At 32.8% G+C, this 12,801-nt stretch carries 10 protein-coding genes and 1 tRNA gene; 2 read left to right on the top strand and 9 right to left on the bottom strand.

The window, feature by feature from the left end:
* Nucleotides 1-15 precede the first annotated feature (15 nt).
* The 6 genes from dapB to AC3IPI_RS09910 all read right to left on the bottom strand — a co-directional run bounded on the left by dapB (nt 16) and on the right by AC3IPI_RS09910 (nt 7,028).
* The gene (dapB, locus tag AC3IPI_RS09885) at nt 16-714 is read right to left on the bottom strand and encodes a 4-hydroxy-tetrahydrodipicolinate reductase (RefSeq protein WP_086895486.1); all 699 of its coding nucleotides are present in this window, start codon (nt 712-714) and stop codon (nt 16-18) included.
* Nucleotides 715-760: 46 nt separating this feature from the next.
* Entirely contained in the window at nt 761-1,324 is a 564-nt protein-coding gene (locus AC3IPI_RS09890) for a DUF5683 domain-containing protein (RefSeq protein ID WP_039112351.1), read from the bottom strand.
* Nucleotides 1,324-2,223: a ParB/RepB/Spo0J family partition protein gene (locus AC3IPI_RS09895; RefSeq protein ID WP_039112350.1), complete on the bottom strand. Its 900-nt coding sequence runs from the start codon at nt 2,221-2,223 to the stop codon at nt 1,324-1,326. The genes AC3IPI_RS09890 and AC3IPI_RS09895 overlap by 1 nt, the downstream gene beginning before the upstream one ends.
* 5 nt (nt 2,224-2,228) lie before the next feature.
* Nucleotides 2,229-2,996, bottom strand: coding sequence for a ParA family protein (locus AC3IPI_RS09900; RefSeq protein WP_035627818.1), 768 nt, complete (start codon nt 2,994-2,996; stop codon nt 2,229-2,231).
* Between the two features lie 308 nt (nt 2,997-3,304).
* Nucleotides 3,305-4,555, bottom strand: coding sequence for a hypothetical protein (locus tag AC3IPI_RS09905; RefSeq protein ID WP_489158765.1), 1,251 nt, complete (start codon nt 4,553-4,555; stop codon nt 3,305-3,307).
* Nucleotides 4,518-7,028: a DUF2339 domain-containing protein gene (locus AC3IPI_RS09910; RefSeq protein WP_489158767.1), complete on the bottom strand. Its 2,511-nt coding sequence runs from the start codon at nt 7,026-7,028 to the stop codon at nt 4,518-4,520. The genes AC3IPI_RS09905 and AC3IPI_RS09910 overlap by 38 nt, the downstream gene beginning before the upstream one ends.
* A gap of 435 nt (nt 7,029-7,463) precedes the next feature.
* On the opposite strand from AC3IPI_RS09910, the gene AC3IPI_RS09915 reads away from it, so the two are divergent.
* Nucleotides 7,464-8,483, top strand: a complete 1,020-nt coding sequence (locus tag AC3IPI_RS09915; protein ID WP_489158769.1) for a cytochrome-c peroxidase — start codon at nt 7,464-7,466, stop codon at nt 8,481-8,483.
* A 334-nt stretch (nt 8,484-8,817) separates the two neighbouring features.
* Here the strand turns inward: AC3IPI_RS09915 and AC3IPI_RS09920 are convergent.
* A tRNA-Pro gene (locus AC3IPI_RS09920) sits at nt 8,818-8,892 on the bottom strand.
* A gap of 150 nt (nt 8,893-9,042) precedes the next feature.
* Between AC3IPI_RS09920 and trxB the strand changes: the two genes are divergently transcribed.
* Nucleotides 9,043-9,990, top strand: a complete 948-nt coding sequence (gene trxB / locus AC3IPI_RS09925) for a thioredoxin-disulfide reductase (protein WP_039112347.1) — start codon at nt 9,043-9,045, stop codon at nt 9,988-9,990.
* Between the two features lie 235 nt (nt 9,991-10,225).
* On the opposite strand, the gene AC3IPI_RS09930 is transcribed toward trxB, so the two are convergent.
* The gene (locus AC3IPI_RS09930; RefSeq protein ID WP_489153512.1) at nt 10,226-11,671 is read right to left on the bottom strand and encodes an IS1182 family transposase; all 1,446 of its coding nucleotides are present in this window, start codon (nt 11,669-11,671) and stop codon (nt 10,226-10,228) included.
* A gap of 229 nt (nt 11,672-11,900) precedes the next feature.
* Complete coding sequence (locus AC3IPI_RS09935; protein WP_039118082.1) at nt 11,901-12,734, bottom strand: GIN domain-containing protein; 834 nt, start codon at nt 12,732-12,734, stop codon at nt 11,901-11,903.
* Nucleotides 12,735-12,801: the final 67 nt, after the last annotated feature.

The following is a 12,801-nucleotide window of genomic DNA, read 5'->3' on the forward strand; positions in this document are numbered from 1 at the left end:
TAAATTGTTTTTTATTTAAAATTCCAGAACATCTTTCATTGTAAAGATACCTTGCTTTCCTGCAAGCCACTCAGCAGCTATTACAGCTCCAAGAGCAAAACCTTCACGATTATGTGCTGTATGTTTTATTTCGATACTATCAATTCCAGAATTGTACGTTACAGTATGTGTACCTGGGACATCTCCAATTCTTTTGGCTTCGATATGAATTTCTGTAGGTTTGGCTTCGTCAAGAGTCCAGTTTTTGTAAGCGCTATTTTCGATTACGCCTTTGGCCAATGAAATAGCTGTACCACTTGGAGCATCTAGTTTTTGAGTATGGTGAATCTCTTCCATATCAACTTTGTAGTTATCGAATTTAGCCATTATTTTAGCTAAGTGTTCGTTAAGCTCAAAGAAGATATTTACACCCAAACTAAAATTTGAGCTAGAGATAAATCCTCCCTTTTTTTCATTGCAAAGAGCAACCATTTCGTCATAATGTTCTAACCAGCCTGTTGTTCCGGAAACTACAGGAACATTAGCGTTAAAAGCATTAGAAATATTTGCAACTGCAGCAGATGGAACGCTAAAATCGATGGCTACATTAGCAGTCTCAAGTCCTTCATAAGTATTGAATTCGTCTTTTTTTAAGACAATTTCATGACCTCTTTCTAAAGCAATTCTTTCGATTACTTGCCCCATTTTTCCGTATCCTAAAAGCGCAATTTTCATTTGTATGTTTATTTTAAATTCAAAAATTGCAGTTTATCACTGCAATTTAAAAGTGGTAATTAAATGTTAGTCCAACGTTGGGTCTTAATGTTACATCGTCGGGGTATATTTCTGGACGTAAAGATAATCTTTCATTTACGTTAAACTGAATCAATGCAGCATCAACATTTGCATCTATTATATTTAAAACATAAAAGCCCAAGGTTACTAGGGCAGATAAATCTCGATTACGTTGATAAAATTTTTGACCTGCAATAAGTCTGCTATCGTCCAGATATTGAAGTTCGTCATTGTTGTAGCCTTCAAGTCTACGTTTGTATGCATCTCTATATTGATGGTATTTTTTATTATTATCAATATAGAAATACAAACTTGTACCTATGGCTCCGTAAACTAGAGGGATTTTCCAATACTTTTTATTGTATGCCTGTCCTAATCCTGGTAAAATAGCAGAGTAAAAAGCTGCTTTTGCAGGAGTAAGTGGGTCTATCTCAGTCGATTTTAGGGTGTCTTTTGCTACCAAGGCAGCATCTCCTTTTTTTGACTGAGCAAAAACAGCAGTACTTCCTAATAGAAAAAAGAATAGACCTATGGGAACTATTTTATTCACTACCCGTTTATTAATTTGATAATTCTGGCAAAGTCTTCTTCTGAATGGAACGGAATTGTAATTTTTCCTTTTCCATTTCCAGCTACTTTTATGTCAACTTTTGCGCCAAAATAATTTGTAAATGTGCTTTTTTGATCTTCTTCGATGTCAAATGAAGAGGCTTTTGGTTTTCCAGCAGGTTTAGGTTTTAAACTTTCGTGGTAGTTTTTTACCAAAGCTTCTGTTTCACGTACAGATAAATTACGGCTAACAATTTTTTGGTAAATATCGGTTTGAACATCTAAATCGTCAACGTTTATAATTGCACGACCATGACCCATACTTATAAAACCATCACGAATACCAGTTTGGATAATTGGATCTAGTTTTAAAAGACGTAAGTAGTTTGCAATTGTAGAACGTTTTTTACCAACACGGTCACTCATTTGTTCTTGAGTTAACTGGATTTCATCAATCAAACGTTGGTAAGAAAGTGCAATCTCTATCGGATCTAAATCATGACGTTGAATATTTTCAACCAATGCCATAACCAATGATTCGTTGTCATTTGCAATTCTGATGTATGCAGGAACATGTGTTAAGCCGATTAATGTTGAAGCACGTAAACGACGCTCTCCAGAAATTAATTGGTATTTATTGAAGTCTAATTTTCGAACAGTTATAGGCTGAATCACACCAAGTTCCTTGATAGAAGTGGCTAGTTCACGTAATGATTCTTCGTTAAAATTGCTTCGGGGTTGAAACGGATTTATTTCGATAGCACTAATTTCAAGCTCTATAATACTTCCTACAACCTTATCAGCATTTTTATCGTCAACGGATTTTATATCATTTTCCGGATCTTTTAATAATGCAGATAATCCTCTTCCTAAGGCTTGTTTTTTAATCGCTTTTGTCATAAAAACTATTTACTGTTTTTCTTTATAATTTCTTGAGCCAAGTTTATGTAATTAACAGCTCCTTTACTTGTAGCGTCATAGTTTATAATGCTTTCGCCAAAACTAGGAGCTTCACTTAATTTTACATTTCGTTGGATAACGGTATCAAAAACCATGTCATTAAAGTGTTTTTGAACTTCTTCAACAACTTGATTTGATAAACGTAATCTAGAATCGTACATGGTTAGTAACAATCCTTCAATATCCAAGTCTGGGTTATGAATTTTTTGGATGCTTTTAATCGTGTTTAGTAATTTTCCTAAACCTTCAAGTGCAAAATATTCGCATTGAATAGGGATAACTACAGAGTCGGCCGCTGTTAAAGCATTCAAAGTTAAAAGTCCTAATGAAGGCGCACAATCGATAATGATATAATCGTACTCATCTTTAACACTTTCTAATGCTTTTTTTAGCATGTATTCTCTGTTTTCTTTATCGACCAATTCGATTTCGATAGCAACAAGGTCAATGTGAGCCGGAATCACATCTACGTTTGGAGCTGTACATTGAATAATAGCTTCTTTTGGCGTATGACTGTGTTCTAGTATTTGATAGGTACCAATTTCAACAACTTCTACATCAATACCAAGTCCTGAAGTAGCATTTGCTTGAGGGTCAGCATCTATTAGTAATACTTTTTTTTCTAAAACACCTAATGAGGCCGCAAGATTTACAGATGTTGTAGTCTTTCCAACGCCTCCTTTTTGATTAGCAATCGCAATGATTTTGCCCATTTATTTTCTGAATTTTGAACCGTAAAAATACGATTATTTATGGTTTTTGAAAATCTATTTTGTTAACATTTGTTAAACCTTGATTAATCGTCGTTTGACAGCCTGCTGTTTTTAAAATAGGTATTATTTCTAAAGACGATTTCAATTTGTTTGTATCAGGCTTAGCTTTTTCTATTTATGTGCGATTTAGAATAATAACTTTCTTAGAGACTATTGAATATCAACTGATTGTTGGCTAATAGTCTGAAAATTAGTATTTCGGGTACAAACTAAATAATGTTGTTTAAATAAAGATTCGGATTAATTAATTACTCTTTTTTCATGTCTTTTACTAAACTCGCAGTAAAATATAAAATTGCAATTCCGCCAATTATTATACACATCCACATAAACCATGATTGTTGCCAAAAAGATTTGTTTTGAATTGTAGTATCTGTAGAAGCAATTTGTTTTATTTCGGAAATAGAAGCCTCGGGTAAATTAGCCGAAATGCTATTCTTGAAATTGGAAAGGTCATATTGAGGTTCGTTCAAATTATTGTTTCCTGTTTTGATAGTATAGTTTTCATTTGCATTTAAACTGGTAACTATTGAAACGGGGATTTGGTAAAATTTTATTTCAGCAATATTTAATGCAGGATTATCCTGATTGTCGATAGAGATATAAATTTCTTTCTCGAATATTTGTGGAACATTGAACGTGTTTTTTGTATCCGAATTTAATTCGAAATAGGTAATGTTTTCTTCATACGTTTCTGTTTTACGTTTTACTTTTCGAGTAGCATTTTTATAAATAGTTGCATCTCGTTTGTAGAATGCTGGTTTCGAAATATCGAATGCAATTTGATCTATAATCTGTGGTGCATCAAAAACTATATGAATTTTTGTTTTCTTCTCAGATGTAAGTTGAGTTACCGAACTACTCTTTGGAACTATTTCTTGTAGCGAATTGGTTTTTACCTGATGGTTATAATTTCCTGCCTTTAGGATATTTATTGGTAATGTTTTTTTATCATCAAAATCTATTTTCAAAAATTGATAAGAAGATAGAGGAAATGATATAGTCTTAATAACATTTGTTTTATCAGTGCTATTTAGGTCGTATAGTTTTTGTGCATTAGATAAACCAAACCATTCTTTTTGGTCGTTACTTCCTGAAATATTATATGTTTTTACCACATCGGAGTTGGCAATAAAAAGCGAAATTTGATTGATACTTTGCGTTGATGGATTGGCAATAATAATAGAACTGCTCTTGTTTGGAACAACAGTTTTGGACACAATGCTGTATTCTTCAAAAGAATTAGAAAGTGTCTCTTTTTCATTTCGCACAACAAAGTAAGGAACTTCAATTCCTTTTGAATCAAATATCCTGAAATCACTTAAATCTTCTTTAGACGCGGAACGAATTGCTGGTGGCAAAACGATCTTGTTTAATCCAGTTGATGTTACTGCTTTTATTTTTGCAGTAGTATTATATTGTGCAAACGAAAAGTTTACTAAGAATAATAGAAATAAAAAATTATTTGGTTTCATCAGTTTCATTGGGTTTGTTTTCATCTATTACTAGTACTTTAATTTTTTGATAGACAAATGAGATTATCAAAATTAAGATACCTAATAGTATAAACGATATAATTTTTCCTGTTTCGGAAATGTTGCTAATATCGTATAAAAATAATTTTACGATTGTTAATCCTAATAATGCCAAAGCAATAATACGAATGGTTTTGGTTTGTTTTTTTATCCCTACGATAAGGAAAACAAAAGCTAAGATTCCCCAAAGGATAGGAAAACCAGTTTTGATTATTTTGGTTCTGGCCAAATCTATTGCGTCTTCGGTCAGCATCTCTCTTATATATCCTAAATCAGTTTTGTAAGTTGCATACAAGTTGCTTGCCTGAATTTGGTCTGTTGTTATTGGGGAATTCATCAATATTAAACCATGAAGCATTAGCTCAGTGCTTGCAATGTAGATTAAAATAAATGCTGCTGCCCAGATATAAATTTTATTACTCAATATTGAGAAAACAAGTTTCTTAGAATTGATTTGATATAATAGATAACCGAAATAGATAATTATTAATAAAGAAATGTAATGCAGGTAAAATGCATAAGGACTTCCAGTTCCTGAACTTATGATTTCTTCGTGTTCTCCAAAGGCGTAATTCGAGAACCAAAAAGTAAATAAGATAATATTGATAAGCGCAATTAATGTTGCACCTTGATAACCGGAATCTGTTTTCTTTCGTGCTAAATAACCAGCTACAATTGCAAAGAATAATAAATGATATACTACAGTAAATGCTGCAGCAGAATATGTGTTTTCGAAATAATAATTAGATTGATAAATCACTTCGAGTAATCCAACAAAATAACTGATTACAAGTCCTAATCCAAAAATGAATTTTCCATATTTTTCTGGATTAAAACTAAAGCCAAGCATTTCGGTATTGTTGGTTTCAGGTTTTAATAGATAAGAAACAGTGAATAATGATGCTATTGCGACTAATCCTGTAATGAATATAGGATTGATAATTATGTTTAAAACGGCTGTGTACTCGTAGAATTTAGCCCAATCCATTATCAAACTTATTATCATTAAGGCATGAATAATTACTGAACCAAATCGATAACTGACAATTTTTGATTTTTGCGAAAGCCATAATAATAAAACCGCCTCGGCTGCCCAAAATAAAGTGATGTAGTTGCCTTTAAACTGAATTGGGATTGCTAGTGTAACAAAGGTTAATGTTAAGCCGATGAGTAAATAAACAGCTTTTTTATCCAGTCCGAATTTTTTGTATAAAAACCAAGCGTAAACTAAATTAAGTAATGCAATTATGGTTGTAAATAATCCTCTTAATTCAGGATGATAATCTGTTAGGATTGCCATTCCTGCAGCATAGAATAAGAAAGTGTTACTGGCTAAAATGACTAATTGTGGGGTAGAGAATTCTCCTTTTGTTCTTATGTTGTTAATGATATTCATTAAAATAAAAATAGAATAGAAAGCAAACCCAAATGCGAATGCACCTAGATAATGAGGTTTCTCGCTAGTTAAGTCATTAACCAACCAGCCACCGTATAATATAATGGTGAATACATAGGCAAGAATATTTACCAGATTCCACTTTTTATGATAAGCCAAAGCTAAAATTCCGATATTCAGGATAATGATATAAGTAAATAATACAACATAATTTCCTTCGCCAGTACTTACCATAAAAGGAACGGCAAATCCACCTATTAAGGAGAGCACGGCAAGTTCAATCCTATTATAAGATAAGGATATAAGTGCACTAAAAGCTGTAATTACGACCATTATACCAAATGCAACGCTCTGGCTAAATAAATGATAGCTATGAAAAGCGATTCCAATCGTAAAATAAAATATTGCAATTGCACCAGCTACGATAACCGAACTAAAGGCGGCGTAGTTTTTACGCAATTTATGAGCAACTCCCATTACCAATGCACCAGCAAGGATTCCAATTCCTACTCGAGCAGGTTCATTTATCCAATCTTTATCAATGGCATATTTTACAAAATAGCTAATTCCTAAAACAAGAATCAGAATTCCGATTTTGTTGATTAAGTTTTCACCAATGAATTTTTCTAAATCAGGATTTTGTTCTTTAAAGTTCTCCCAGAAAGATTTCTTTGGCGGAAGCGGAACATAAGGTTTAGGAGCTTCTTTAGGCTCTACTGGCTTAGGTGTGTTTTCGGAATTGTATGAAAGAGCAATTTTTTCCAACTCTTTTTCTTGAATCTTTTCTTCGATGATTTCTTCCTTGGCTATTTCAAGAGTAGGAGGTTTTATTTCCTCGGGAGTTATATTGATTTCTTCTTTCTTTATAACAGGAATGGGAGCAACAGAAATAGTTTCTGCTGGTTTCTCTATCGTTTTTTGCTGATCTAATTTTTTATTAAGAGATGAAATATCATTCTCAATTTGGTCAAATCGCTTATTAAGAGTGTTGAGTATATAGATCAGAAAAACAAATATTAGTAAAAACAGAAATATCTCCATAAACAAATAAATAAAATATTGTAAGCGGTAAATATAATAACATTTTAATAGTGTTAAAGTATTTTGGTAGTTTTTATCTGTATAAAGTGTTTTGTGATATAAATAAAAAATCTAGAATTAATTTTAAAATAAATGGCTTTCATCATTTTTTTGGTTTAGAGATTCTTTATTCACTTTTGAATGAATTACTGCTTTTGATTTTTATTACAACTGCATGTATTGTAAAATAAAACCTACTTTATGATAATAATCAGCTTTATCGCGATAATGTTTTTTTAAATTCGAGGATTAATTTAATGCAACAGTTTAATGAAAATAGAATTTAAAATTTAGTAAAGACTACTTTATTAATTAAGAGGAGAAACATAAAAAGGATTAGTAATTATTTCACCTTGAGTTCTACATTGACTTTTGCAAAACTAAATCAATACTCAAATGAAAAAAGTTGTCTTAATTATGGCGGGACTTGCTTTTGTAGCCTGCAAGAAAGAATCGAGTGAATATGATTTCTCAAAAGCTCCAGTAGTCGAGAAATCTGAATTATTAACCAAAGCATCTAATTTCTTTAAATCTGTTTCAACAATAACAGGAGAAGATATTCCACAAGAGAAAATCGATCTGGGTAAGAAGTTATTCTATGATAAAGCATTGTCTAAAAACGGAACCATTAGTTGTAATTCCTGTCATAATCTTGCCACTTTTGGTGTAGATAATAAATCCCTTTCAGTAGGAGATACGAAGGAATTAGGAGGACGTAACTCTCCTACGGTAATTTATTCCTCACTTCATTCTATGCAGTTTTGGGATGGCCGAGCTAAAGATGTAGAAGAGCAAGCCAAAGGACCTTTGCTAAATCCTGTTGAACACGGAATCCCGAATGCGGAATTTTTGGAGAAAAAATTAAGAGGGATTCTAGAGTATCAAGCTCTTTTTAAGAAAGTATTCCCAAATGATAAAGAACCTATTACTTTTGATAATCTTGCTAATGCAATAGGTGCTTTTGAACGTAAATTGATTCCTAAAAGTAAATTTGATGATTATTTAGACGGAAATGAATCTGCATTAAATGATCAGGAAAAAAAAGGACTAAATTCTTTTATAGACAATGGTTGTATAACGTGTCATGGTGGTGTAGCTCTTGGTGGACAGATGTTCCAGAAATTTGGAGTTTATGGAGATTACGCTAAACTGACTCGTAGCAAAAAAATGGATAAAGGACTTTATGATTTAACTAAAAAAGAAGGTGATCAGTTCTTATTTAAGGTTCCGAGTTTGAGAAACGTTGAAAAAACAGGACCTTATTTTCACGATGGTTCAGTTGCTTCACTGAAAGAAGCTGTAAAGATGATGGGGAAATTGCAGCTGGATAAAGATATTACGGATAAAGAAGCCGATGATATGGTTGCCTTCCTGAAAACGTTGACAGCCGATGTTGATGCAAAGTATAAAGAATAAATAATTGATTTTAAACTGAACGAGGGTTCTTCAAATTTTTTGAGGAGCCCTTGTTTCATTTGAGCTAATATGACCTGCCAAGTTTCTGCTTTTCCTTCGGGATGTTATAATGGATTTAATATTGGATTTATTGCAAAAAAAAAGTCTTTTCAAATAAATGAAAAGACTTTTGTCGGGGTGGCAGGATTCGAACCTGCTGTCTTCCCGATTTTAAATCGGGACGCGATAACCATTCTCTTCTCTGTTTGTCTATATTTTAGCTTAAAGTAGAAATAGCTTTTACTTTAGTTTATTGCAAAAAAAAAGTCTTTTCAAATAAATGAAAAGACTTTTGTCGGGGTGGCAGGATTCGAACCTGCGGCCTCCTGCTCCCAAAGCAGGCGCGATAACCGAGCTACGCTACACCCCGAAAGCGGCTGCAAAGATAGACATTTATTTCAGTTGTCAAAACATTTTTTGAAAATAAATTTTATTTATTTCTATATAGTTATTTAGGATTTATTTAAGGCTCTAATTTTTATAATATAGATTACATTTGCATCTCAGTAAAATTAAAATTATGTCAGATACAATCGAAAAAATTAAATGCCTAATTATAGGTTCTGGACCAGCAGGTTATACTGCGGCTATTTATGCTGCCAGAGCTAATATGAATCCAGTTTTATATCAAGGAATGCAACCTGGAGGACAATTAACAACTACAAACGAAGTTGAAAATTTCCCTGGTTATGTTGATGGAGTTACTGGACCAGAAATGATGATACAATTACAAAGCCAAGCACAACGTTTTGGTGCTGATATAAGAGATGGTTGGGCTACCAAAGTTGACTTTTCTGGAGATATCCATAAAGTTTGGATCAACGATACTATCGAATTACATTGCGAAACGGTAATTATTTCTACCGGAGCATCTGCTAAATACCTTGGATTGCCATCTGAGCAACATTATTTAAAAATGGGTGGTGGAGTTTCAGCTTGTGCTGTTTGCGACGGATTCTTTTACAGAAACCAAGAAGTTGTAATCGTAGGAGCAGGAGATTCAGCTTGCGAAGAAGCACATTACTTATCTAAACTTTGTAAAAAAGTGACGATGTTGGTAAGAAGCGAAAAATTTAGAGCTTCAAAAATTATGGAAGATCGTGTTCGTAAAACCGAAAATATCGAGATATTAATGAATCACGATACTGTAGAGGTAGTTGGAGACGAACAAGTAGTTACTGCTGTAAAAGCAAAAAATAAAACTACTGGTGAAATTTTTGATATTCCAGCAACAGGATTCTTCGTTGCAATTGGTCATAAACCAAACACAGATATATTTAAAGATTTCTTGACTCTAGACGAGACAGGATATATCATTAATACTCCAGGAACATCATTAACAAATGTACCAGGTGTTTTTGTAGCTGGAGATGCTGCTGATCATGTATATCGTCAGGCAATTACTGCTGCAGGTACAGGATGTATGGCCGCATTAGATGCTGAAAGATATTTGGCTTCAAAAGACTAATTAGTTCTTTACAATCTATAAAAAAAGTCCCATTCGCCGAGGCGAGGGCACTGAAAAACATCCCTTATTTTGATTGGGATTGTTTTTAGACAATGAAAAAACGCTTATAACAGGATTTAAAAATATCCGTTGTAAGCGTTTTTCGTTTTATATCTGTTTTTTATTTGCAGCTATATGAATCGATTTTTGATTTATAGGGGGCATTTTGTGTAGGCATACTTATTTTATAAATTTCTTACATTAATTTCAGTATTCTTTTTAAGTTGACTGTAAAAATAGCCATTGCTCCTTGCATTTGCATATTGGCAATGCCGTACGATATTGCTCTATCATAGCCATGTACGTTTTTTAACTCACTATTTTTAGCCTCTATTTTGTATCGATGTTTTGCTTTTTCTTTGAAATAATCCGTTTCTTGAAAGGCGATTTGTTCTTGGTGTAAGTCTGATTTTATCCTTACACAGTAGGTTTTTGTTTTTGCCCCTTTATAACACCCCTGTTTTAAAGAACAAGATTTGCATTTTTCGACATCGAAATAGTAGGTATATGTTTGATTTTTCCCAACATTTTTTTTGCCCTGTCTAGCTTTTCGTATAGCCATATGTCCTGCAGGACAAACCATTCTATCGGCATCTTTATTATATTGAAATTTATCTTCCTCTTTTCTTGTCCCATTTGCTACTGAAACATTTAACTTAGCTACAACTCTAATATTTTTCCCGTTTGCTCGCTTGAGATTTTCTGTTCCTGAATAAGCTCCATCACCAATAATGGTATTTACATCAATTCCGTTTTGCTGACTAATCTCTAAGAGTTTTGGTAACTCTGGACCATCTGCTTTCTCTCCTGAGGTAACTACAGCCGCTGTGATGATTCGCTCTTCGGTCATCGCTAAATGAGTCTTGTATCCAAAGAAAGAGCTATCTGCGGATTTATGACCTGTTTTAGCATCTATATCTTTTGATAAGATAAAATTTTCCTGAGTATCTTCTATAGTTTCTTTAAGCAGATTTAGCTTTTCTTTTACAGCAGGTATAGAACTCAAAGATTCTTCTTTTTCTATGCGCTGCTCCAGTTCTTTACAATAGGCTAATTCTTTTTCCAATTCATTGGTATTGTTCTTCTCGGGCATATGCTCTTTGAATTGGTCATCAAATAAATATACTGTTCTTCGTAGAAGTTTAGAGCGCTCTCTTAATACATCAATTGCTGCAAATGGATTTGATCTTGATAAAGTGTGTGTAGCATCAACTATAATAGACCTGGATCTGATGATTCCCTTTTCGACGGCTATAGATACTGTTTTACCAATGAGTAGATTTAATAAGTCCGTATCCTTCAGGCGAAGTTTACGAAATTTCGTTAAAGAACTTGGATTAATAACACTCTCCTCTGGTGTCATTTCTAAGAAATACTTAAAAGACATATCAAAACGTGAACGTTCTACTACATCAACATCCGAGACATCATAAATTGTTTTTAGAAGTAAATACTTAAACATACGCACTGGGCTTTCTGCTGTGCGACCATTAGTGATGCAATATTTATTTAGCAACTCATCGTAGATGAATGAGAAGTCTATGAGTTCGTTGATTTTTCTAAGGAGATTATCCTGAGGAACAATTAAATCATATAATGAGGAATAGGGACTAAACTGAATTTGTTGCTGTTGAATTAACATCTAAAAAGCCTTATGATTACACTCAAAAGATACAAAAAAAAGGAGCAGAAACTTTTAGCTTCTACTCCTTTTAATTAACAATTTATTCGTGAAAAGGACTTTTTCAGTGCCCTCGCCGAGGCGAATGGGACTTTTTTGTTTTTATACTTATAGATAAGGTTTCGACTCCGCTCAACCTGACAATGCTATGTTATCTTATATTGTCAAATTAACTTAAGACGAGATTTATTTATTTCAATCTTTTTATCAGTTTAGCTTCCTCAGAAAAACGGGTAAGTTCAATTTTAGGTGTTCCCAAAAGCTGAACTTCGGCTTTATCTCCAGCTGCAATAGTAATGGTAGTTTCTGCAAGTAAGCTACAAGTAGAATAACTCTCAGCAGTAAGATTAGCATTTTTTACAGTAAATTTATTTCCTGTTAGTACAGAGTTGTTATCCAGTCTAAAAGTTCCATTAGTAGCAGAACCTTCAATAGCTGCATTGGCTTTTTGATATAAATCACATTTAAAATCTGTTGCAACAACCAATGCTTTTAAACCAGCATTTTTACTTAATTGCACACTTCCATTTTCTGATTTTAAATTTAGTTCTGTTTTCGATTTATCATCAGCAATCAAAGCAAATTTCTTAGAATTTACATTCAAAAATAATTTCGAGTAATCTACAGAGTTAAAAGTGATATCATCAAGTTGAACTTCCTGAATAGCATTTACTACAGTCGCATTTTTTGCAATAACTTTAATTAAATCTTTAGTATAAGTTACTCTTACAATTAGCTTTTTAAAGATACTAGCATCTTTAGATGTGTAAAGACGAAGCAATTGTCCGTTTAAATCCATGCCAATAATTTCATGAAGATTATCGTCGGCTTCAATCTTTATTTCGTTTTTTTCTCCACGTTCTAAGTAAACTTCAAGGTTGTCATTAACTTCAAGACTATTAAATTCACCTACTTCTTTGGTTGCTATAGTTACTGTTTTTGAACCTTTTATCTTTTCTCTTTTTTGTGCAAAAGTTGCTGTAGTAACAACTAAAAGCAGGAGCGCTAGTGTGTAATTTTTCATTAAATTTTGTTTTTTACAAATATAAAAAAATCATCCACTTGCGGTGGATGATTAATATAATTTTAAG

Source organism: Flavobacterium sp. GL_143 (genome assembly GCF_057834355.1).

Excerpts from the sequence above, each read along its gene's own strand:
- dapB (WP_086895486.1), bottom strand. The coding sequence starts at position 714 with ATGAAAATTGCGCTTTTAGGATACGGAAAAATGGGGCAAGTAATCGAA.
- AC3IPI_RS09895 (WP_039112350.1), bottom strand. The coding sequence starts at position 2,223 with ATGACAAAAGCGATTAAAAAACAAGCCTTAGGAAGAGGATTATCTGCA.
- AC3IPI_RS09900 (WP_035627818.1), bottom strand. The coding sequence starts at position 2,996 with ATGGGCAAAATCATTGCGATTGCTAATCAAAAAGGAGGCGTTGGAAAG.
- AC3IPI_RS09905 (WP_489158765.1), bottom strand. The coding sequence starts at position 4,555 with ATGAAAACAAACCCAATGAAACTGATGAAACCAAATAATTTTTTATTT.
- AC3IPI_RS09910 (WP_489158767.1), bottom strand. The coding sequence starts at position 7,028 with ATGGAGATATTTCTGTTTTTACTAATATTTGTTTTTCTGATCTATATA.
- AC3IPI_RS09915 (WP_489158769.1), top strand. The coding sequence starts at position 7,464 with ATGAAAAAAGTTGTCTTAATTATGGCGGGACTTGCTTTTGTAGCCTGC.
- trxB (WP_039112347.1), top strand. The coding sequence starts at position 9,043 with ATGTCAGATACAATCGAAAAAATTAAATGCCTAATTATAGGTTCTGGA.
- AC3IPI_RS09930 (WP_489153512.1), bottom strand. The coding sequence starts at position 11,671 with ATGTTAATTCAACAGCAACAAATTCAGTTTAGTCCCTATTCCTCATTA.
- AC3IPI_RS09935 (WP_039118082.1), bottom strand. The coding sequence starts at position 12,734 with ATGAAAAATTACACACTAGCGCTCCTGCTTTTAGTTGTTACTACAGCA.